The organism is Aliiruegeria sabulilitoris, from assembly GCF_001558155.1.
Lineage (GTDB): Bacteria > Pseudomonadota > Alphaproteobacteria > Rhodobacterales > Rhodobacteraceae > Tropicimonas > Tropicimonas sabulilitoris.
In genome coordinates this window covers 268,949-290,233 of sequence record NZ_LOAS01000007.1, presented here as the reverse complement: position 1 = coordinate 290,233, position 21,285 = coordinate 268,949, and the positions used below count along the sequence as shown (strand labels likewise).

Genomic DNA, 21,285 nt, shown 5'->3' with positions numbered 1-21,285 from the left:
TTCCCTGTTCGGGTCCAATAATTCCCTGTTCTTCGGAGTAGGGAAATCTCCCTTAAGCCACCGATATCGCTCGTACAATCAAATGGATTCAAAGCCGAAATCCCTGCAAATCATCAATTTTCCCTGTAATTCGGGCCGGATCAGGGAAAACCACCCGAAAGCGGACCGGCGGTTCGGGCCAACTGAGACACCTCGAGTTTTGCTCCGGGAATAGCTGGGAAAGCTGCGTCTCAGGTGTTGAGCGCAGCGCTTAACCGACGGGAAAAACGCCGTTATTCGGCGCAAAATGGACATGGGAAAAAGAGACGATTGTCGGTGGCGGAGAGACAGGGATTCGAACCCTGGAGACGAAGCTCATACAGTCACCCTGTTTATTTTCAAGGAGTTATGTCCGTATCAGTGCGTCGTTTCGTTACAGATCTCGTTACAGTTCGCCGGTACAGATTTCGGGGCGGTTTCAGCCTCGATCCTGACCACAACACCCTGTGTCTCGACGTAGATCACCGACTCGCCGATGATCTCGGTCATGTTACACACGGTCGTCATGTTCTGCTGGATGGTTGGGCGGTTGTTCTGGATGTCGCCAAAGGTTTCTTCGACATCGTCAGCTAGGTGAGTGACCCAGATCCCTGGATCCTGGGCAGGTGGCTTTGAGTCGCGAGCACCTGTTAACTCCGAGGCGGCACATTGTACCGGTATTCTGTTGGTGTAAGGTCTTCCTCTTCGGGCATCCATTTTTGAACCAAGCGCACCACACCCCCCTCCATTCTAGGCTCGCCACTCTCGTTTTTTGAAGCTAGTACTATGTCGTGAACGATGAACAGGTCGGTTATCACTTTCTCTTGCTTGGCCGCCCGGACTTCTCCAGCCGTCACTATGATGGTTTCACCCGCTCCTCGTGTGCCCTTTACCTCAACTCTGCGATCCTTCTTGCCAGGTTTGGTGCAATAAAGGTCGAAGGGTTTGTTGGCCGATACGTCCTCGACCGAGTAGCCGTTTTCCTCGTAGGTTTGTGTCGCCCTTTTCATCGCGTGCATTTCGATAGCTTTGCGGATCTTTGGATCTGTCTCCAGCCCCTGAGCACGTCCAGAAGCGCGCCGTTTCTTCTTTACGACTTGTCGGCTGAAGGATTCGGATGGGAGCGTCTTTCTGTAGTCGTCGGGGCGCCACTCGATCAACGGCCGCAACGCGGGCGGGATATCGCCCTCCAAATCCGGGGTATCAAAGATGAACTTCACAGGCTCGCTTGTTGCGGGATCATAAACTGGGCTTTCTAACCTTCCAGCATATATGAACTTCTGCGTTTTCCCTCGGATTTTCTCCACTCTACGGACGAACAGGTGCGGTTCGGATTCTTCGTCGATAATCCTGATTATCGATGGATGGTCAGCTCGCCGGTTGCTGGGGCTATCCCAATGGAAAACTCCGTCGTCAAAATAGTCGTCATACTTTTTCGTTTTGTCTTGCTGAGCTTGCTTATCCAAGGTCACGAAGAACAAAACATGATTATACGGCTTAGGGCTGAATGGTCCCTCTCGTGACGTCTTGAGATTTGGAATAACGAATAGCTCAGCTAGTTCGGCTCTGCTATAGCTGCGACCCAGCTCCAAAAGCTCCGGAGAGATAGGCATTACCCATTCCTTCTGTCACTTCGACCAAATAGCTACAGGCAGACTTTCAACGCCATCCAGGACACAGACCATGCGGCAAATACCCCCCCCTCCTTGAAAAAGACGAACGCCATAATAGTCACGCTGGCCATCACGCCAGGCTTGAATGCAAGAGGGCTACGAGTGCATTTGCTTATATGAAACACATTGTTACTAATCAGTATTGACTTGCCCTCAACTGCAAGTATCGGCCATTGGAATGGCGGGGAACGATACGAAGACGCGGTGTGACTTTCCGAAACCTTGCTTTAGGTATGCACTATCTGATGCATAGGTATGCAGCGAACGCAATGAAAATGACGCTGTCTCTAAATGAGCTCGCAGACTGAGCGAACTACCAGCGTGTGAGCGGCTCTCAGAAGGCCGGGAAACGGTGCGTGCACTGTCCTCTGTCTCGTGACGGCACGAAGCTCTCAGCACGCTCTCGTCGATGTGATGCAAGCAGCTATGGTGGTTTCGACCGCTTGCATGGCGTCAACACAGAGCCAAGATGGTAATAGGATCATAATGACAGCGCTGCCCCCTCGGGTGCTATGCACCCTCGCAGCGCTGTCGAAAGTTTCGGTGGGAGAACGTGAAGAGCGTTTGATCGATTGTCGTCTCTGACGTCTGGCAAAGCTCCGCAATTGCCTTGCGCCGATGCACGAGACTGATTTGCATCTCTCTGGCCTGTCGCTGCCTCCTCGGAGCGTTGCAGCCGGGAGAGAAGCGGGGACGAAGCGCCGTATAACGGTCGGCCAGTTGTAGCGTCAGGATCTCTTCAGCTCGAAGGAATCCACGAATTCGGAAAGGTGGTCGAGACGGTCGAGCCTTTTGGTCACGTAGTCACGCGCCCCATGGTCTTCAATCAACAATGTCTTGGTGGAGCCGGATGGGACCAATTTTCTCCAGACTCGATCTGCAATGTTGTCCAGCCCTTCAACATCTACGTAGTCGAGCCGCGAGGGCGTTATCTCCCACCCGAGCCGGAAGAGCAAATGCCAATGGCGGGAGGCGCCAATGCCTTCCAAGCACGCGAACCAGACGATGCGCTTATGGGAAAGCTGCTTCTGCCACTTGCCACCGACAATTTCTCGATTCATCCGGGCATCCCATTCCAGCAAATCCACCCGCGCACGGACGGTTGTCCGCATCGGGTCGTTGGATGAGAGCGTGATGAAATGCGTGTAATCCTGGCGCCGCCCTTCCAGCCACGCGCGCATTTCCCTCCGCATCCGGGTTCTGTGTGCTCGGTCGTCTATCATCGTCAGATCGCCATGTAGTAGCGGGCGAAGGTGGTTCCGTCAGCGCGGATCATCTCGACCTTGATGTTGTATCCGGCCTTCTTCAACTCCGAGACTCGCTGGGTCAGCGTCATGTGCCCCCAACGCAGGAATGCATCCCGAACAGTCAGGCGCTCGCCGCGCTTCAGGGCCGCCAGTATCATCTTGGAGAAGGATTTCTTGGCCGACTTCATTGTCCGTCCTCCGCTGCTTTCTGGGCCTGTATGGCGAGATTGAACGCATCGATCAGCATGGCGCGATTACGCGTCGCGACCGACGTGCGCGTCACTGAAATCCGGCCAGATCCGGGCTTTTCGAAGATTAACCCATTGCCCCTTCGTCTGACTTGCAAACTATCGGTCTCAGGACCGCATTCGTTGAAGAGCAATGCCCTCCCGCCGTGTTCGGCCACCCTGTCGAGATCATGAATGAAATTGCGGAGGGCCGTCTTGCTGACACGAGTCGCGCCGAACACATCAACACCTGCGCTGACGCAGATCATTGGGGGCGCCGCCTCGGAATCGGACGGCTCGAATGCTTCATCCAGAGACACAAGCCAGTTCCCCGGCAGGAGGCGATTTGCCCGCTCTATCAGCTTGTCCGCCTCCCTCGGCGGCGGTTCGTCACCCATTGCACCGAATTCCATCAACTCTGGGACAACGGTTCGCTCTATCGCGTATTCGACAACGCCTTTCACGCTCATTCCTGACAACTCGGCGTATCGTTTCGCATACTCGTAATACTGCTCGTGGATGGTGACTTTCCTGTCCGACGTCATCTGCTAGTCCTCGATTTTTGATGTTTCAATTATAACACACACCGAGTTGATTCGCCATGCATTCGCCGCCCAATTTCGAAACGTAACTACAAGGATTGCTTGAAAATTCTGGTCTGTGGAGTGTGGACGCCAGTAAAGGAGCATGCGCACGAATCTAAGACTTCGCGGGAATGCCGTCTCACTAGGGATGTCTCCTGTGACACGAGCGAAAGGAGCTGATTTCTGTCTCACATGGATTGACTTGATATCCTATTGAGATATTCTCACTGGTATCAAATTCGTGTGCGATGTGAGGGTGTCATGGAAAGATGGGGATATGTGCGGGTCAGCACCGATGCGGAGCAACAGGCGGCGGGCTGGGAGGACCAGTTTCGAGTCCTGCGTGAGCAAGGCGTTGATCCTGACAAAATCCGAAGCGAGGAGGTCAGCACCCGAGGCCCTCGCCCTGTTTTCGAGAACATGCTTGCAGAAGCGAACCGCGTCGCGACGCCAGAGCGGCGCATCTGCATCGTGGCTGCCAAGATGGATCGGGCGTTCCGCGACATTGCTGCCGCCGACGCAGCAATCACGCGCCCGGTAAATCGCAATGTGATATGGCTCCTGCCCGATCTGTCGAAAACGCCGCTCGATCCTGAAGACCCGACACAGATGCTCTTGGTCCGTATGATGGGAGCTGTCGCCCAGTTCGAGCGCGACAGGATGGCAGAGCGTCGAGCTTACGGGATCGCCAAAGCGAAGCGGGACGGGAAATACAAAGGCCGAGCGCCTACGGCGCGGGCGAAGACGGACGAAGTGCTGGGATTGAAGGCGAGAGGCTACAAGCCTGACCATATCGCCAAGGTCACAGGGATCAGCCGTGCATCGGTCTATCGGATCTTAAAAGATATTTCAGGGACCTGACATAATACAATGTCAGAAATTTCCGTGGTTGCATGCAGCCCGATGTCTATCCCGCCGGGTTGCATGTCATTTTTCTTCCGAGAACCTTGTTTACTATTACGCTAGGCACCCGGAGGACCGGATTAAATCAGCGACCTGAATCCAGGATGCTGGACCAAGGTGAAAATAGTAGCGCTGAGTGCCCTGTTAAAGGCGTCGGCAGTGTTATTGCATGCGGCAAGAGCAGAGAAACTGGTGCTGAACTTCGTGACCTGTTTCACCTCATATCCAGCGGACTTAGGAGACGAGACTCTCAGTCCGATTGTCCAAGTTCCGGAGAATGAATCTGGTTCCAGTTCAGTAATCATTACCGAGACAGGTGTTCCATTGGTACTGTAAATGCCGCCTGCTAGGAATTCCGCTTGGATAGCCTGCTTGACCACCGTTTCAATACCGGCGCCACTGCCGACATCAATAGGCCCTGCAAGCCGGCAAGTCGGTTGTTCATTAACATCAGGCGCTAAAGATACTGTCCCGACCGTGCCTCTCTCGCCTTTCGCAGCTATGTTTCGCAACGCAATCGTGTTTTGTGGATTGCTCTGGTACTGCTCGGACGTGTACGTGTCGCAACCTGCAAGTAAGGCTGTCGTGACGCAGATCACCGCAAGGGCTCGTTTCATAGCATTTACTCTTCAATTATTCAGACAATTTCTCAATGACTGCACGTGGCTGCACGCACAAGTTGATGCCCCAAGAAAAGATGCATATCGTGTGCGACTTAATGGCCTGCGTGTGTGATCTATACCGTCGTTTGTTCCCGCTGAGGCTGCGGTTGATGTCTGCAAAAAGCTGAAATGCGTGATACATCCACAATGCAGTAGCGCACGGTCTCGATCATCTCCTTGCGCTTGCGAAGGCCAAGCGCCGGGACCGATGCGTAGCTGCTCGTGACGGCAGGCCCTTCGCTGTGCCCGAGCAACGGCGCAACGTCAGTCCGGCTGTATTCCACGCCCAACGCGTCGGTGAAATTGTGTCGCAACGAGTGGAAAACGAGCCGGTTCTTGTCGGCGGCAGTTTTCACGCCGATCTCGTTCATGTAGCCGGCGAAGAATCTCGAAGCCTTGGTGAAGGTGCTCCCGCTCACGCGGTGAATTTCCGGGAACAAGCGCTTCTCGCCAGTTTTCAAGCGCTGGGCGTGGTACTCAAGAAAGCCGAGGCCAATAAGTGAGGAGTGGATCGGTACGGTTCTGCGGCCACTTACGGTCTTCACGCGCTTTCCTAAATCCAAACCGCCCGCCTCGTTGATGTCGAAAAGCCAGACACCGCTTTCCTCGCGAATGTCTGCGGTTTCAAGCTGTCCGATCTCGGCAAGGCGTGCGCCCGAATAGAGACCGATCAAGGGAAGCCAGAAACGCCAGTCGCGGATCTGAACATTGCCGGGTGATGCCAGATCGTCTTCCCCGACGCAGCCAACGAAGAGCGGCGAGCCAAAGAACCTAGCCAGTTCGTCGCTAAAGAACGGGCGCACCTCCGATGCCTTGCCGCCCACGCGGATCTTGCTCCAGACGTTGAACGGCAAAGCTCCTTCGCCTTCGAGCCACGAGAAGACCGCTGACACGGCGCGCAGGTACTTGTTGATCGTGCTCGCGCTCACGACCGGGAAGCGCTCCTCGGCCTTGTTCATATTCACGATCTCCGGGAACGTCATTCCAGCGAGCGCTTTCCTATCGGCCTTAATCGGCCAATGCAGCAGCCCATCACGCCAGTTTCGAGCATCTTGATAAGAGATCTCCGCGACCGGCTTGTCTGGACCGACATGCTCGGACAGGCGCTGGGCACACATGCGGTATAGGTCGAGTGTTTTACTCTCCATGCCGGGGCCTTTCGCTCTCGCGTAGGTCTCAAATTCTTCCATGAGAGTCGCACCGGGGGGGACTTGTGCTTTCTCGACCGGAGCGGCCCGCAAAGGCTCTGTCAGGTCCACAGGAGCGTCGAACATCGGATTGGCGGCCCGACCTATTGGAAGCCCGCCCCATTGCTCAGCGATGCGCCCTGCGGCTTCTGCCTCGGCCTCCACCATCAGCGCGTGCAGGTCGTCTTCCTTGTCCGACCCCGGGTTGAACTGGAGGCCACACGACTCGCACCAATCATAAAACACATCGTCCGGTACATGGCGATAGTCACCCCCAGCGCACGCTAGCCGCACTTCTCGCTCATATTCTCGCCATTCCTCAGCAGCTTCCTCGTGGGTGAACGTGCGAAGATGACGCTCAGCCCTTCGATCCTTCTTATCTGAATCGATCAGTGTCCGGTAATAGATACGAGCTGCCCGCTCAATTTGTTCCCATGTCGGTTCTTCCACTGGCGCCGGCGGTGCTGCGCGGCGCTGGGCTTCTGCTACCTTTGCCTCGACCTCGGCAATAATCTCATCAAGCTTGCCCGGCGCTCGTTTCGCAGCCTCTTTGCGGTCCGGCGTCCCCAAGGATCTTCGAATGTAGGTGCTTCCTCCCATCGCATCCTGTTTATCGACCGGGATATTGTAGCGAACCTGATAGTTCGCGGAACCGGGCCGTAGCTGGATGAGTTTGGATGCAGACATGGTTACACCAATACCGGAAGATCTCGTTACAGGATCATCCCGCTAAGGCGCTGGGAACACAAGTGTTCTTGAAAAACAGGGTGGCGGAGAGACAGGGATTCGAACCCTGGAGACGGTTCCCCGCCTACACACTTTCCAGGCGTGCGCCTTCGACCACTCGGCCACCTCTCCGGTGCGGGTGGGTTTATCCGCAACCGGAGGGAAGATGCAAGGCCCGAATCGCATGTTTTCAACCCATTTGTTGCTGCCCGAAAAAACGGCCTGAACCGGCCTTTGCCAGACCGTCCCGAAAACCGTCCAAGCCGCGTTCTTATGCTTCCAGATGCAGATTCACACGCCGGTTTCGGGCGCCTTTTTTCTCCACCTTGCCGAGCCGGATCTTTCCGATCTCGCCGGTGGAAGCGACATGGGTGCCGCCACAGGGCTGCAGGTCCACCTGATCGGAATCGGTCCCTATCCGGACCAGCCGCACCCTGCCCTGCCCCGTCGGCGGCATCACGGACATCGTCTTGACCAGACCGGGATTGGCCGCGAGCTCCTCATCGGTGATCCAGCTTTCGCTCACGGGCAGGTCGCGGTCTATCAGCTCCTGAAGCGCAACCGTGATCGCTTCCTTGTCCTCCAGCGCCTCGGGCATGTCGAAGTCCAGCCGGCCCTTTTCGGCCCCGATCGAGCCGCCCGAAACCGGTAGCGGGATGACAACCGAGAGAAGGTGCAGTGCCGTATGGACCCGCATGTGCCGGTACCGGCGTTCCCAGTCCAGCGACTGGCGCAGCTCGCAGCCAATGGGGGGCATCGGTGCGGGTTCGGCTGGCACGAGCACGATCTGCCCCTCCTCGCCCTTCACCGTGGTGGCGATCTCCAGCATGTTGCCGTCCCAGTGCAGAGCACCGCTGTCGCCCGGCTGGCCGCCACCCTGCGCATAGAAGATCGTGGCGTCGAGCACGATCCCGCCTTCTGCCGTATGGGCCACTACCTTGCCCGTCGCCTCGCGCGCGTAGGCGTCCTCGCGAAACAGCATGTCGGTCATGTATCGTCCTCCGTCGGAAATTCAGGATCGGGATCGGGCCGAGGCGGCCCCATCGGCATGGGCGTGCCTGCCGGCGGCGGCCGATGAAGCGCCTCCGGGTTGCGCAACCAGATATCACGCTGTGCAAAGGGAATCTCGATCCCCTCCTGCGCGAAACGCTCGGCGATCTGGTGGTTGATTTCGCTGCGCGTTCCGAGCCCGAAATTGATGTCCCTCAGGACAACCCGCATCTCGAAATCGAGCGAATCCGCGCCAAACCCCTGGAAGACGATCATCGGGGGCGGATTGACGATGACCAGCGGATGGGCCTCGGCGATTTCCTGCAGAATTTGTGAGACCTTGCGGGTGTCGGTCCCATAGGCCACGCCAACCGGCAGGATCAGCCGCCCCGAGAGGTTGCCACGGGTCCAGTTCGTCACCTGTCCGGAGACGAAATCGGAATTGGGCACGATGACGTTATTGCGGTCGAAGGTCTCGACCGTCGTCGCACGCACCGAGATCTTGCGCACAGTGCCCATCACGCCGCCAACCTCGATCCAGTCGCCCTCCGTCACCGGCCGTTCGATCAGCAGAATCAGGCCGGAGACGAAATTCGAAACGATATTCTGCAGGCCGAAACCGACACCAACCGATAGCGCACCGGCAACGATGGCAAGGTTGCTCAGATCGAGCCCCGCAACCGAGACCGCGATCATCGCCGATAGGAAGATGCCAAGGTAGCCCAGCCCGGAAATGACGGCCTTTTGACCGCCGGGGTCGATCCGCGTGCGCGGAAGAACCGACGCGCGCATGGCCGATTGCACCAGTCTGGTGGCCAGCATACCGCCAAAAAAGGCGATGGCGAAAACGAACAACACCGACAAGGAGACACGGGTGTCGCCGATCGTGAAACCTTCTTGAAGATGCACCCAGGCTTCCTCGAGGTCCGCCTTACGCACGCCCCAGACAAGCGCGATGAAAGGCAGTGCGATCACGATGAGCGCGAAGTTCACCACAACCGGAAGCAGGCCTTCTGCGGACGCCTTCTGACGCCCGGTCAGCCAGTCGAACAAGCCCATGGAGAGCTTCTGCAGAAAACTCACCGTCGCCAGGATGGCGAGCGTCAGCGAGGGCGAGAGAGACAGGAAAATCCCCGCTCGAGTGTAGCCGGCCATCGCTGCGAGCGGAGCGGCGACAGCGAAGACCATGCAGGCCCGCCCGGTCAGAAGCATCACGCGGCTGAAGAAGCCACTCTCCTCCGCGTCCACGTCGACCACGTCTTCGGGCGCCCCGGTTCCCTGCCGTTGCATGCCATGGGCGATCAGCAGTTTGGCCAACCCGGCCAGGCAAATCGCTGCGAGCACGATCACCGGAAAGGCAAAGACGACCCCGGTTTCCGTCTCCAACGGAAAGAGGGACATCATTGTCTGTACAAAGATGGCGACCGCGAAAAGGACACCGAGGGCGGAGGAATAGAAGCGCCCGCGGACCCTCTGGTGCCGCGTCAATTCCAATGGCGTCGGCCATTTCTCCATCCGTGGAAATATCTGCTGGCCAAGCCAACGCGCCATGACAAAGGCCATGCCCATCTTGGGAACCGCGCCCAGCATACCTTCGCCGCTGGGCCCGAACATGCCCGTGGCCCGCAAGGCCGCCACGAACAGGATTACCCCCAGCACCGGCAGGATAACTTGCCCCAGCGAGAGCAGCATCGCACCGACGAGTACCTTCTCTCCGCCGCCATGCAGCATCATCCAGTCGACCAATCGCCGGAACCAGAGGCGGCCACGGATCAACAACAGCAATGACAGGCCCAGGAGAACCGCGATCTCCGGCAAATTCTTGCGGAACTCGGCAACGTCGGAACGGAGATGGGCGGACGTGCTCACTTCCGCTGACAGTATCCGCGATACCTTCTGAATATCCTCCGCGGCAGTCAGGACGTGCGATGGCAGGATCGGGGACGGGCCGCGCAGAAGCAGCTTTGCCTTCTGACGGGAGCGGATCAGGGAATCGATCCTCGAAATCAGACCGTTGGCCCGCGTATACGCCTCCTCGGCGGTCAGAACGGGTGCGTTCACGCTGTTCAATTCTTCCTGAAGCAGCTGCCGCCTTGCGGCGATTTCCTCGCTTTCACTCATCCCCTCTTCGGGAACCGGCCCCAGGGCCTGGATCTGGCTGCGAAGGGTGGCGATCCGGTCCGCGTCACGAGACTCTTCGACCTGAAACCGGCTGCGCCATGTCACCAGATCGCTGCGGAGCGACTCGAAGGCCGCGTCGGAGGCCTGTTGACTGCCCAGTGCTTCTTCCGCACGCGCGGCGATCTTTTCCCATTCCGCATAGTCCTCGGCCGATATCCGGGGCCTCTCCGCTTCCTGCGCGGATGCCGGGGCGACCACGGACCAGCCGCTCATTCCCGGGGCGGCACCCGTTTCCATCCACAGGGTGAACGACAAGAGCGCCGCACAGATCAGCGCGAGCCGGGAGCGCATGCTGTTACTCCTCTGCCTCGAAAACATCCGGCAGCGGGCGTTCGGCCCCGTCCAGCCAATGTGGCACCGGCAGCCCCTTGCCGCGCAGGAAATCCGGATTGAACAGGCGCGACTGGTAGCGGGTGCCGAAATCACACAGGATCGTCACGATCCGGTGCCCCGGCCCCATCTCCTTGGCCATGCGGATTGCCCCGGCGATGTTCACGCCCGACGAACCGCCGAGGCACAGGCCCTCGTGCTCCAGCAGGTCGAAGACGATCGGCAGGGCCTCGGAATCGGGGATATTGAAGGACATATCGGGCGTGAACCCTTCGAGGTTCGCCGTGATGCGCCCTTGCCCGATCCCTTCGGAGATCGAGGAGCCTTCTGCCTTCAGCTCGCCATTCGTATAGAAGGAATGCAGCGCCGCACCATCAGGATCGGCAAGCCCGATCTTGACGCCCTTGGGCTGCAGCGCCATCGCCACGCCCGCGAGCGTACCGCCGGAACCAACCGCACAGATGAAGCCGTCCACCTCGCCGCCGGTCTGTTCCCAGATCTCCGGGCCGGTGCCCTCGATATGGGCTTGCCGGTTGGCGATGTTGTCGAACTGGTTGGCCCAGATCGCGCCATTGGGCTCTACCTTGTTAAGTTCCTCCGCCAAGCGCCCGGAATACCGAACAAAATTGTTGGGCTTGCGATAGGGCGCGGCCGGCACTTCGACCAGTTGCGCCCCCGCAAGGCGCAGCATGTCCTTCTTTTCCTGGCTCTGCGTTTCGGGGATGACGATCACCGTCCGGAACCCCATGGAAGCGCCCACCAGCGCAAGACCGATGCCCGTGTTGCCCGCCGTACCTTCCACGATCGTTCCACCGGGGCGCAGCTGCCCGCGGGCGATGGCGTCGCGGATGATATAGAGCGCCGCGCGGTCCTTGACCGATTGCCCGGGGTTGAGGAATTCGGCCTTTCCGAGGATCTCGCACCCTGTCGACTCGCTCGCCGCGCGCAGCCGGATCAGCGGCGTGTTTCCGACGGCCGCTGCGAGATCTGTCTTGATGGTCATGAAAAACGCTCCCTGGACTTGCTTCTCCCTTGCTAGCCCAGAGATGGCGGGTGTCAACCAGCCTCAGCCGCCAAGGCCGGCCGCTGCGCGCAACTCTGCGCGAGAACGCGCGAGGTAGAGCAGCAGAAGGATCAGCGGACCGACATTGATCTCGCCGCTCTGCAGCAGGTCCATGGCGTGATCGAAGCCGATCACGTGGGTACGGATGTCCTCGCCCTCGCCTTCCAGCCCGCCAAGGCCCGCCGCCTCGTCCGGCAGATCCGCCGTGGCGAGATAGCCGAACAGATACTCCGTCTTGGCCCCCGGCGTCGGGTAATACTGGCTGACAAGCCTCAGGTCCCGCACCGTCAGCCCCGCTTCCTCCTCCGCCTCGCGCAGCGCGGCCTGTTCCGGTGTCTCGCCGCCATCGATACGGCCCGCGATGGCTTCCAGCAGCCAGGGCTGCTTGTCGCCACGCGCATATGGCCCGGCACGAAATTGCTCGACCAGCAGCACCCTGTCGCGCACCGGGTCATAGGGAAGGATGGTGACCGCATCGCCCGAGACAAAGGCCGTGCGGTTCAAGACCGCGCCGTGATCGCCACGGAAGCGGCGATGCGTGAGGTCATATTCCTCGACCGAGAAGAAATTGGCATAGGCCAGACGGCGCCGTTTCAGGGCGATGTCATCCGCACCGGCCTTGTGGCGCAACGTCGTGGGCGTGTTCTCGTTCTGCGCGTTCAGACGCGCCTGCGCCCGCGCCCGCAGCGGGCCGAAGCGTCGGGCGACCTCCTTGGGGGTGCGGTGGTCCATATCCTCCATGACTTCTTCGGCGGTCATGCAGCTCAGCGGCCCCCAGCGTTCCGCCCAGGCAGCGAGATCCCATGGCGCCCCGACTTCCGTGCCGGTCGGCGGCGGGACATAGATACAGGCACGCACGGGCCCTGCCTCCGTCAACACATCAACCGGCTGCAGCCGATAGCCGAAAGCGCCTTCGTAGTAATCCATTCGGGCAATGGCCTGATCGCTTGCATCGCACAGCAGAAGCCCTTCGGCCGTGCTGCCGGATTCGGTGACAATCAGCGGGTAGCTTTCGCCCCGGGCCCAGTAGACGGCGTGATCGGGAAGGCGCGCAGGGGTCGGGGCGGTATGCGCGCCGACGACCAGCTGCCGCAATGGCTCATGGCACAGCGTGCCATAAAGAAAGATCGGTTCCATTGATTGCGACTGCCCCCATTTTGAAGCCTCAGGCCCAGCGTTCCGAGGCCCACTCCGACAGGAGCGCTGCCAGCACCCCGCCACAGATCAGGACGATCGGAACCTCGGGGCCGCTTAGCATCAGCAGGAAATACTCCGCAACAAGGTCCATCATGGCAATCAGCGCCTCGGTCGGACCGTCGTAGTAAAGGCTCACCGAACGCTCCAGCATTTCCACGCCCGCCCAAAGGACGAGCACGTAGAAAAGCATCACGCCGACCGTCCGGATCGCGGAGCCAATCGCGGCATAACTGCCCTTGCCGGCAAGCTGCCCCATGTTCATCCAGCCACATACGGCCCCGATAAACGTGTTGATCGGGGTCAGCATGGCGAATTGGGTGCCTTCGGGAAGCAGCGGCTTGTAGACTTCGGAGGCAAAGAAGGCCACCAGGGCAAAGCCGAAGGCGGCAAACAGCTTGGCGGCTGTGGGCATGGGTCAATCTCTCCCTTCTGCGAACGGACCAGTGGCGTATTCGGGCTACCTGTGGCGTTACATCACAGCAAACGGACGAAATTGTGGCGCGGTTCGCACCAGTTTTCGGAATTGCATGCCGGTGTGAGGAGTGGATCGACAGTCGGCCACAATTGCTTTCAAGCCGGTCGCGCCGTCAGGCCGGCGCTTGATCCTTGAACCGCTCCAAACCCGCGAGCGCCGCGCGCCGGCCCTCCTCCAGCGCCACCACCGGTGCGGGATAGGCATCGCGGGGCGACAACTTCCATGCCGCCGGACAGGCTTCGAAGAAATCCAGCGCCGTCTCGGGCGGGCGCGCCTGCCCCTCGGCGATCCAGCGACGACTATAGCTGCCCTTCTTGTCGTAGCGGCTGGCCTGAAGGTCCGGGTTGAAGATGCGGAAATAGGGCGAGGCATCGGGCCCGCATCCAGCCACCCATTGCCAGCCGACCGCGTTATTGGCCGCGTCCCAGTCGATCAGGTGCTGCTCGAACCAGGCCCGTCCGATCCGCCAGTCCGCCATCAGGTGCTTGCTCAGGTAACTGCCAACAACCATGCGCGCGCGGTTATGCATGAGCCCCGTCACCATCATCTCGCGCATGCCGGCATCTACCATCTCGACACCCGTGCGCCCACGTTTCCATGCACGGATCTCGGAGCGGTTTTCCTCGGCATTCCACGGGAACTGCTCCCATTCCGCCTTCCAGCAGCGGGTTTCCAGCTCCGGCCAGTGAAACAGGAGATGCCAGGAAAACTCGCGCCACATGAGCTGGCGCAGGAAAGGCTGCGCGCCGGACGCTCCCGCCTCGTGCCGCATCATCGCGGCTTGCCAGCATTGCCGGATTCCGATCTCGCCATTGGCAAGAAAAGGAGACAGCCCTGAGCAGCCATCACGCGACAGGGCATCGCGCCCCTCTTCATATTGCGCCAGCCCCTGATCGAGAAATTCCTCGAGCCGGTCCCGCGCTGCGCCCTCACCTGCTTTCACCCGCTTCGACAGGATCGCGGCGCCGCGTCCCATCGCCTCGACCAGGGACCAATCGGACAGCGATTCCGATTTGGGCCATACCGGAGGACGAAGGAGGCGTTGCGGCACGGAAGCCGGCTCCATGACAGGCTGTTGCGCCTGCGCGCGCCACATCGGTGTGAAAACCTTGTAGGGCTGGCCGGATTTGTTCTTGGTCCGCCACGGCTCGAAAAGCAGGTTGCCCTCGAAGCTGCGCGCCTCGATGCCCTTCCCCTTCAGCTTCGCTTTCAGGTTCGTGTCGCGTTGGCGTGAGGCCGGATCATGTGCGCGGTTCCAAAAGACCGCAGTCGCACCGGTCTCTTCGATCAGCTTGCTGACAGCCACTTCAGCCGCCCCGGTTCGCAGGATCAGCCGGGAACCGAAGCGCTCCAGATCGTCGCGAAGGCTCTCCAGCGACAGGCCCATCCGCCACAGCGCGGCCGCGCCGACCCGCTCGACCACCTCGTCGCGCAGGAAAACCGGCAGAACCGGCAGCCCCGTCTCGGAGGCGGCGCGGAGGGCGGGATTGTCCGAAAGGCGCAGATCGCCGCGCCGGAACCAGACCAGAATGGAAGCTTCTTTAACCATGCTTCGAGAACTGGCCCTCAGCCGCGAAAGGTCAAGCGCCTTTGTCGCTCAAAGGGTCGCGTCCAGCGCGCCGATGAGCTGATCCACTTCCGCCTTGCTGGTGTAATGCACGAAGCTGAGCCGCAGGACGCCCTGATCGGGATTGACCCCGAGCGCTTCCAGCGGGCGCACCGCATAAAAATCGCCGCCACCGGCCATGATCCCATGCCTGGCCAGTTCACGGGCGGCGTCCTCGGCGCTCCGGCCAAGATCGACGGCAATCGTGGGAGCGCGGCGTTCGGCGTCGCGCGGGCCGAGCAGGCGCAGATCGTTCCGGGCGGCGAGATGGTCCAGCAGAGGCTGCATCAGTTCGACCTCATGCGCCCGCATCAGGTCATGCACGCCAGCCCCGCGTTCCACCGCGCTACCGCCAATTCCGTGATGCGCCGCGAGCGCGTCGATATAGTCGGCCATCCCGGCCGAGGCCGCCACCTGTGCATGGTCCGGCCCGGCAGGCGTGAACCGCTTGTAGAGCGTGTCTCCGTTGAAGAAATGCGCCTGGTTGGGCAGTTCGAACCCGAACTGCCGGCGGATCACCATCACACCTTGATGCGGGCCATAGGTCTTGTAGCTGGAAAACAGGTAGACATCCGGACCAAGGTTGCCGACGTCCGGAAGCCCGTGCGGGGCGTAGGAGACGCCATCGACCACGACAAAGGCGCCCGCCGCATGGGCCAGCGCGGTGATCGCGGTCACGTCATTGATCTCGCCCACCACGTTGGAGCAATGCGGGAAACAGACGAGCCGCACATTGCCATCCTCCAGCAGCACGTCGAGATCGGTCGGGTCGAGCGCGCCTGTCTCGGCATCGATGCGCCACTCGCGCACTTCGATCCCCTCGTCGGCCAGCCGACGCCACGGCCCGGAATTGGCCTCGTGATCCTGGTTGGTCACCACTATCGCCTCGCCCGGCGTCAGCCAGCACCGCACCGCGTTGGCCAGAACGAAGGTGTTCTGCGTGGTCGACGGACCAAAGCTCAACTCGTCGAACTCCACACCGAGGATCGCGGCGAGGCGTTCGCGCGCCTCGTCCATCTCGGCTCCGGCTGCCTCGGCGGCGGCATAGGGCGCATAGGGTTGCACCTTGCGCTGGTGGTAAAAGCGCGTCAGCCGGTCGATCACCGGCGCGCAGGTATAGGAGCCGCCCGCATTCTCGAAAAAGGCCTGCCCTTGCAGCGAAGGCTCGGAAAAGGCGGGAAATTGCCGCCGCACGAAATCGATGTCAAGCATGGTGCCTCCAGACGAAACGGACCGCGGCAGGTGGTTGCCGCGGCCCGCAATCTGTCTCTTTGTGCGGCCAGCCGCAAGCAGATGCGCCCGGCTCATGCCGCGAAAAACCGTTGCCTGCCGTCGCGTCGTTCCGTCAGGGTGCCCAGGTCAGGAAATTGGAGATCATCCGCAGCCCCGCGCGCTGGCTCTTTTCGGGGTGGAACTGGGTACCGATCATGTTGTCCCGCCCGATGATCGCGGTGACCTCGCCGCCGTAATCGACATGCGCCAGGCGGTGGATCGGGTTCTCGACGCGCACCTGGTAGGAATGGACGAAATAGGCGTGATCGCCGGTCACGATGCCGTCGAGAACCGGGTGGGTTCCGGACACGACCAGATCGTTCCAGCCCATATGCGGCACTTTCAGGCTCGGGTCCGAAGGCTCGATGGCGACAACCTCACCCGCGATCCAGTCGAAACCGGGCGTGTCCCGGTATTCCCGGCCGACACTCGCCATCATCTGCATGCCGATGCAGATCCCCATGAAGGGGCGGCCCTTGCCGATCACGGCCTCCTGAATCGCCTCTTCAAGACCCGAATGCCCCTCCAGCGCCGCCTTGCAGGCCGGATAGGCGCCGTCACCAGGCAATACGATCCGATCGGCGCGCGCCACGTCCTCGGGGCGACCGGTGATGATGACCTCGCCCGCACCGGTCTCGGCCGCCATGCGTTGAAACGCCTTCTCGGCCGAGTGCAGGTTCCCGCTCTCGTAATCGACAACAACGGTCAGCGACATTTCAGAGCATCCCCTTGGTGGACGGAATTTCATCGGATTTGCGCGGGTCTGGCTCCACCGCCTCCCGCAGCGCGCGGGCGACAGACTTGAATCCGGCCTCTGCGATGTGGTGGCTGTTGATCCCGTGCAGCGCGTCGATATGCAGGGTGATGCCGCCATGGGTCGAGAGCGCCTGGAAGAACTCGCGCACAAGTTCGGTGTCGAAACTGCCGATCTTGGCGGTCGGGAAATCCATGTTCATCACGAGATAGGGCCGCGCCGAAAGGTCCAGCGCCGTGCGCACCAGCGAGTCGTCCATCGCCAGCAGGCAGGAGCCGTAGCGGCGGATGCCCCGCTTGTCGCCAAGTGCCTTGACCAGCGCCTGCCCAATGGCAATGCCGGTATCCTCGACCGTGTGGTGATCGTCGATATGCAGGTCGCCATCGGCGCGGATCGTCATGTCGATCAGCGAATGGCGGGCCAGTTGTTCCAGCATGTGATCGAAGAAACCGACACCGGTCTTGCAGTCATACCGACCCGTTCCGTCGAGATCGATCTCGACCGAAATCTTCGTCTCGGTGGTTGCCCGTTCGATTTTCGCCTTGCGCATGGCCTACTCCAATCCTTGACCGCGCTTCCATACAGGGGCGCGCAAACCGTTCCAAGGGCTTACGAACAGAGGGGCTGTTCGTTGTGGCCGATGCGTCGATCTTGAAAGGATTTCCAGTGGAGCGGGCGATGAGATTCGAACTCACGACCCTAACCTTGGCAAGGTTATGCTCTACCCCTGAGCTACGCCCGCGCTTCACTGGCTATGTGACTGGTTTCCCAGTCTCTCTTGGAGCGGGCGATGAGATTCGAACTCACGACCCTAACCTTGGCAAGGTTATGCTCTACCCCTGAGCTACGCCCGCATCCGAGAGTGAGCGGGGATTTACCGGCCCTCGCCCAAGGCTTCAAGCGAAAAATCACCTCTTGGGCTGAATTCTTCCTGTCGCCCCGGAAAGCTGCAAGCGAGGCGCATCTTCTGCGTGCGGGAGCAAGCCTTGTGATCCCACCTGCGGCAAGCGCATTCCCTCCGGGAAGAAGCCGGGTTTCATTCCGGGTCAAATACGCCGCGGGAGCAGAGCCCCCTCCGACGGCCGCAACTCCTTCGTCGCGGCCGCCTTGAGGCGAAAGAACCCGGGAGGTGATTGCCGCCCCCCCCTCAGGCGTTCACGTCGACAACGACACGTCCGCGCACCTGCCCCTTGAGGATATCGGCGCCCAGTTTCGGCAGATCGGCCAGCGTCGCTTCGACGATCATCCCCTCCAGTTTCTCCATCGGAAGGTCGGAGGCGATCCGTTCCCAGGCCACGAGCCGGTTCTCGTAGGGCTGCATGACCGAGTCGATGCCGAGCAGGTTCACGCCCCGAAGCAGGAAGGGAACGACGGTCGTGGGAAGCTGCGCCCCGCCGGCGAGGCCAACGGCGGCGACAGAAGCGCCATATTTCATCTGGCCAAGTACCCGCGCCAACATCGATCCGCCAACGGCATCGACGCAACCGGCCCAGGTCTCGCGCTCCAGCGGTCGCTTGACCGTTTCGGCCAACTCGTCCCGTGTCACTAGCTTGGACGCGCCCAGATTGGCAAGATATTGCGACTGTTCCGGACGGCCCGTCACGGCGGCGACATCATAGCCCAGATTGGCCAGGATCGCCGTCGCCACGGAGCCGACACCGCCCGAGGCACCGGTAACCAGCACTTCGCCATTTTCCGGCTTCAGCCCGTGGGCTTCCAGCGCCATCACCGCAAGCATCGAGGTGAAACCCGCGGTTCCCACCGCCATGGCCTGCTTGGTGCTGAGCCCTTCGGGCAGCGGAACCAGCCAGTCGGCGTTCACCCGGGCCTTTTCGGCATAGCCGCCCCAATGCACCTCGCCCACGCGCCAGCCGGTCAGCACAACCTTGTCGCCGGGCTTGTAGCGTGCATCATCGCTCGCCTCGACCGTGCCTGCGAAATCGATCCCCGGCACATGCGGGTATTCCCGCACCAGCCCGCCGCCCGGCCCGATGCAGAGCCCGTCCTTGTAATTCACGGTGGAATATTCGACCGAGACCGTCACGTTCCCCTCCGGCAGTCGGCTCTCGTCGATCTCCTGTACCCCGGCCGAGGTTTTCCCGTCTTCGTTCTTTTCCACGATCAATGCGCGCATCTCGGCACTCTCCTTGCAAGAGGGCCGAACTCGCGGCGCCTCGTTTCAAATGTATTCGGGCATGAACACCAGGTCGGTGTCCGTCGTCGTCGCGCCCGCCGCCGTCAGCATTGCATGGACCTGACCACGGTGATGGGTCTGATGATTGAACATGTGCATGACACAGGTTGCAACGGGCCGCGAGATGTCCCGACCCTGCGATCCGGAATACCAGTGTAGATTTCCGCGCAGATCTATCGGCCTGAGTCGTTGCGCCCAGAGGCGGATCCGGCCATCGGCGCGCATGCGATCGGCCTTCCACGCAGCCAAGGTTGGCCAGAGCGAGACGCTGTCGAGGATACTGCCCTTTGGCGGTTGCCAGTCGCTGAGCCGCGACATCCAGATCTGATCGGCCCAGAGCAGGTGGTTGCAGGTCGCCAGGATGGAGCCGAAGTAGGCGCCGCGATCCGCGTTGAGTGCCGCCGGATCCAGTGTCTCGGCCGCGGCGATCAAGGCATTGTTCTGCCACATGTTATAACGCGCCATGAGGCGCACATACTCGACCGTTATCATCGGCTCTGCCTCCGGTTCCCCATTCTCGGAAAAAGGATGCGCCAGAGCGCGATGCTGTCAAGCGTTTCTGCTGCGGCGCGGCGTTACCCGCTGCCGATCAGGATACCAGCGGCCAGAACGAGACCGCCGCCCAGGACGACCTGCATCGCGGCTCGCCAGAACGGCGTTTCCATGAACCTATTCTGGATCCAGGCGATCGACCACAGCTCGATGAAGACAACGAACACGGCAATCGTGGTGGCGGTCCAGAAATCTGGTATCAGGTACGGCAGCGCGTGGCCGAGCCCACCCAGCGTGGTCATGACGCCCGAGGCGATGCCGCGCTTGAGCGGGCTGCCGCGGCCGGAAATCGCGCCGTCATCGGAGGCGGCCTCGGTGAATCCCATCGAAATGCCCGCGCCGACCGAAGCGGCGAGCCCGACCAGGAAGGTGTTCCAGGTATCGCCAGTGGCGAAGGCGGCGGCAAAGATCGGCGCCAAGGTCGAGACCGAACCGTCCATCAACCCGGCCAGTCCCGGTTGCACCCAAGTCAGGATGAATTGCCGATGCGCCTGAAGGTCTTCCTCGTCGATGGCCTCCCCCGTCAGATGCGTCTCGGCCAGCTCGCCGGCCATGTGTTCGTGGCCGGCCTCCGCCGCTGCCAGATCCCCCAGAAGGCGCCGGGTTTCGGCATCGCTCACCCGGGCCGCGGCCTTCTCGTAGAAGCTGCGCGATTCGAACTCCATCTCGGCCACGATCTCGCGCATCCGCGCCAGCGGAAGCTGCTTGGTGAGCCATTCCGGCTTTCGGTCATAGAAGCCCGCCACATGGCTGCGGCGAATGAGCGGGATATTGTCACCGAAGCGGGCCTGAAACATGTCGATCAGGCGCTGGCGGTGATTGTCCTCCTCCTCGGCCATGTCGATGAACATGGCAGCGGTCGAGGGAAAGTCGGCCTGCAACGTACTGGCGAGATTACGATAGATCCGGCCATCATCTTCCTCCGAGGAAATTGCCAGGGCGAGGATCTCGGCCTCGCTCAAATCGCGAAAACGCTTCTTGGACGAAAAAACATTGGACATCGGCGTCCTCCGAAAGAGCCTGCGGTCCTCTTCGCGTACACCTTCGGTGCCCGGGATGCAAAGATGCTGAGTTGCCGCTTGAACCGGAGCCCCGAAGCGCTTACTTTTGGTACGTCCCCTCGGGGAATATGGCGATAAACGCGCTCGTAATAAACGGCTCGGACCCGGGGGCGGTACCCGGCGGCTCCACCAAAAATCCCGCATTGGGGGATCATGGGGCCGAAATAGGATCGACGGACGTCTAAAGGGGTTAGCTTTTGCTCGGTGAGGTACCACCGTTATCGGTCCGTTAAGCATAATTGCCAATGACAATCGTGCTCCGGTGGCCGTCGCTGCGTAATGCAGTGACCAATACCGAAATCTAAGCCCATGCCTCTAGCAAGGTCTGGCGGGGTTCGCAGGTACCTGGCAACAGAAACCTGCACCTTTCCACCTATAGGCGA

General features: G+C 60.6%; 20 protein-coding genes, 3 tRNA genes and 1 other RNA gene. 2 read left to right on the top strand and 22 right to left on the bottom strand.

The features are described 5' to 3' along the window. Positions 1–396: 396 nt before the first annotated feature. The 5 genes from AX756_RS25555 to AX756_RS07520 form a co-directional block, all read right to left on the bottom strand. Complete coding sequence (locus AX756_RS25555) at positions 397–546, bottom strand: hypothetical protein (RefSeq protein ID WP_156461416.1); 150 nt, start codon at positions 544–546, stop codon at positions 397–399. A 122-nt stretch (positions 547–668) separates the two neighbouring features. Further along, positions 669–1,631 carry a DUF3427 domain-containing protein gene (locus AX756_RS07535; RefSeq protein WP_068309834.1) on the bottom strand — a complete coding sequence of 321 codons (963 nt, stop codon included), beginning with the start codon at positions 1,629–1,631 and terminating at the stop codon, positions 669–671. A gap of 788 nt (positions 1,632–2,419) precedes the next feature. Then, the gene (locus AX756_RS07530; protein WP_068309833.1) at positions 2,420–2,872 is read right to left on the bottom strand and encodes a hypothetical protein; all 453 of its coding nucleotides are present in this window, start codon (positions 2,870–2,872) and stop codon (positions 2,420–2,422) included. 44 nt (positions 2,873–2,916) lie between these two features. Then, entirely contained in the window at positions 2,917–3,126 is a 210-nt protein-coding gene (locus AX756_RS07525) for a helix-turn-helix domain-containing protein (protein WP_068309832.1), read from the bottom strand. After that, positions 3,123–3,710: a hypothetical protein gene (locus tag AX756_RS07520; protein ID WP_068309831.1), complete on the bottom strand. Its 588-nt coding sequence runs from the start codon at positions 3,708–3,710 to the stop codon at positions 3,123–3,125. The genes AX756_RS07525 and AX756_RS07520 overlap by 4 nt, the downstream gene beginning before the upstream one ends. A gap of 300 nt (positions 3,711–4,010) precedes the next feature. Here AX756_RS07520 and AX756_RS07515 point away from each other — a divergent pair, with 300 nt between their 5' ends. Further along, the gene (locus tag AX756_RS07515) at positions 4,011–4,610 is read left to right on the top strand and encodes a recombinase family protein (RefSeq protein ID WP_068309830.1); all 600 of its coding nucleotides are present in this window, start codon (positions 4,011–4,013) and stop codon (positions 4,608–4,610) included. Between the two features lie 122 nt (positions 4,611–4,732). Here AX756_RS07515 and AX756_RS07510 read toward each other — a convergent pair whose 3' ends face one another. The 17 genes from AX756_RS07510 to mbfA all read right to left on the bottom strand — a co-directional run bounded on the left by AX756_RS07510 (position 4,733) and on the right by mbfA (position 20,842). Next, complete coding sequence (locus AX756_RS07510) at positions 4,733–5,269, bottom strand: hypothetical protein (protein WP_068309829.1); 537 nt, start codon at positions 5,267–5,269, stop codon at positions 4,733–4,735. 119 nt (positions 5,270–5,388) lie between these two features. Next, a complete protein-coding gene (locus AX756_RS07505; protein ID WP_068309828.1) occupies positions 5,389–7,188 on the bottom strand; it encodes a site-specific integrase in 1,800 nt (599 codons plus the stop codon). A gap of 81 nt (positions 7,189–7,269) precedes the next feature. After that, positions 7,270–7,359: transfer RNA gene (locus tag AX756_RS07500), tRNA-Ser, on the bottom strand. Between the two features lie 139 nt (positions 7,360–7,498). Further along, positions 7,499–8,218: an alanyl-tRNA editing protein gene (locus tag AX756_RS07495; RefSeq protein ID WP_068309827.1), complete on the bottom strand. Its 720-nt coding sequence runs from the start codon at positions 8,216–8,218 to the stop codon at positions 7,499–7,501. After that, complete coding sequence (locus AX756_RS07490; RefSeq protein ID WP_068309826.1) at positions 8,215–10,689, bottom strand: DUF3772 domain-containing protein; 2,475 nt, start codon at positions 10,687–10,689, stop codon at positions 8,215–8,217. The genes AX756_RS07495 and AX756_RS07490 overlap by 4 nt, the downstream gene beginning before the upstream one ends. A gap of 4 nt (positions 10,690–10,693) precedes the next feature. Then, positions 10,694–11,731, bottom strand: coding sequence for a cysteine synthase A (locus AX756_RS07485; protein ID WP_068309825.1), 1,038 nt, complete (start codon positions 11,729–11,731; stop codon positions 10,694–10,696). 63 nt (positions 11,732–11,794) lie between these two features. After that, positions 11,795–12,928 (bottom strand): NUDIX domain-containing protein, encoded by a 1,134-nt coding sequence (locus tag AX756_RS07480; RefSeq protein WP_068309824.1) that lies wholly within the window; start codon positions 12,926–12,928, stop codon positions 11,795–11,797. Positions 12,929–12,956: 28 nt separating this feature from the next. Next, a complete protein-coding gene (locus tag AX756_RS07475; RefSeq protein ID WP_068309823.1) occupies positions 12,957–13,400 on the bottom strand; it encodes a TrgA family protein in 444 nt (147 codons plus the stop codon). 175 nt (positions 13,401–13,575) lie between these two features. Continuing rightward, positions 13,576–15,012: a cryptochrome/photolyase family protein gene (locus tag AX756_RS07470; RefSeq protein ID WP_068309822.1), complete on the bottom strand. Its 1,437-nt coding sequence runs from the start codon at positions 15,010–15,012 to the stop codon at positions 13,576–13,578. A 48-nt stretch (positions 15,013–15,060) separates the two neighbouring features. Then, a complete protein-coding gene (locus tag AX756_RS07465; protein ID WP_068309859.1) occupies positions 15,061–16,281 on the bottom strand; it encodes an aminotransferase class V-fold PLP-dependent enzyme in 1,221 nt (406 codons plus the stop codon). Positions 16,282–16,414: 133 nt separating this feature from the next. Then, positions 16,415–17,056: an imidazole glycerol phosphate synthase subunit HisH gene (gene hisH / locus AX756_RS07460; RefSeq protein ID WP_068309821.1), complete on the bottom strand. Its 642-nt coding sequence runs from the start codon at positions 17,054–17,056 to the stop codon at positions 16,415–16,417. A gap of 1 nt (position 17,057) precedes the next feature. Beyond that, positions 17,058–17,645: an imidazoleglycerol-phosphate dehydratase HisB gene (gene hisB, locus AX756_RS07455; protein ID WP_068309820.1), complete on the bottom strand. Its 588-nt coding sequence runs from the start codon at positions 17,643–17,645 to the stop codon at positions 17,058–17,060. 117 nt (positions 17,646–17,762) lie between these two features. Next, positions 17,763–17,837, bottom strand: a tRNA-Gly gene (locus AX756_RS07450). 37 nt (positions 17,838–17,874) lie between these two features. Further along, positions 17,875–17,949: transfer RNA gene (locus tag AX756_RS07445), tRNA-Gly, on the bottom strand. A 293-nt stretch (positions 17,950–18,242) separates the two neighbouring features. After that, positions 18,243–19,229, bottom strand: coding sequence for an acrylyl-CoA reductase (NADPH) (gene acuI / locus AX756_RS07440; RefSeq protein ID WP_068309819.1), 987 nt, complete (start codon positions 19,227–19,229; stop codon positions 18,243–18,245). Between the two features lie 45 nt (positions 19,230–19,274). Then, positions 19,275–19,781 carry a DinB family protein gene (locus tag AX756_RS07435; protein ID WP_068309818.1) on the bottom strand — a complete coding sequence of 169 codons (507 nt, stop codon included), beginning with the start codon at positions 19,779–19,781 and terminating at the stop codon, positions 19,275–19,277. 83 nt (positions 19,782–19,864) lie between these two features. Continuing rightward, complete coding sequence (gene mbfA / locus AX756_RS07430) at positions 19,865–20,842, bottom strand: iron exporter MbfA (protein ID WP_068309817.1); 978 nt, start codon at positions 20,840–20,842, stop codon at positions 19,865–19,867. 74 nt (positions 20,843–20,916) lie between these two features. Between mbfA and ssrA the strand changes: the two genes are divergently transcribed. Further along, positions 20,917–21,268, top strand: a transfer-messenger RNA (tmRNA) gene (gene ssrA, locus AX756_RS07425). Positions 21,269–21,285: the final 17 nt, after the last annotated feature.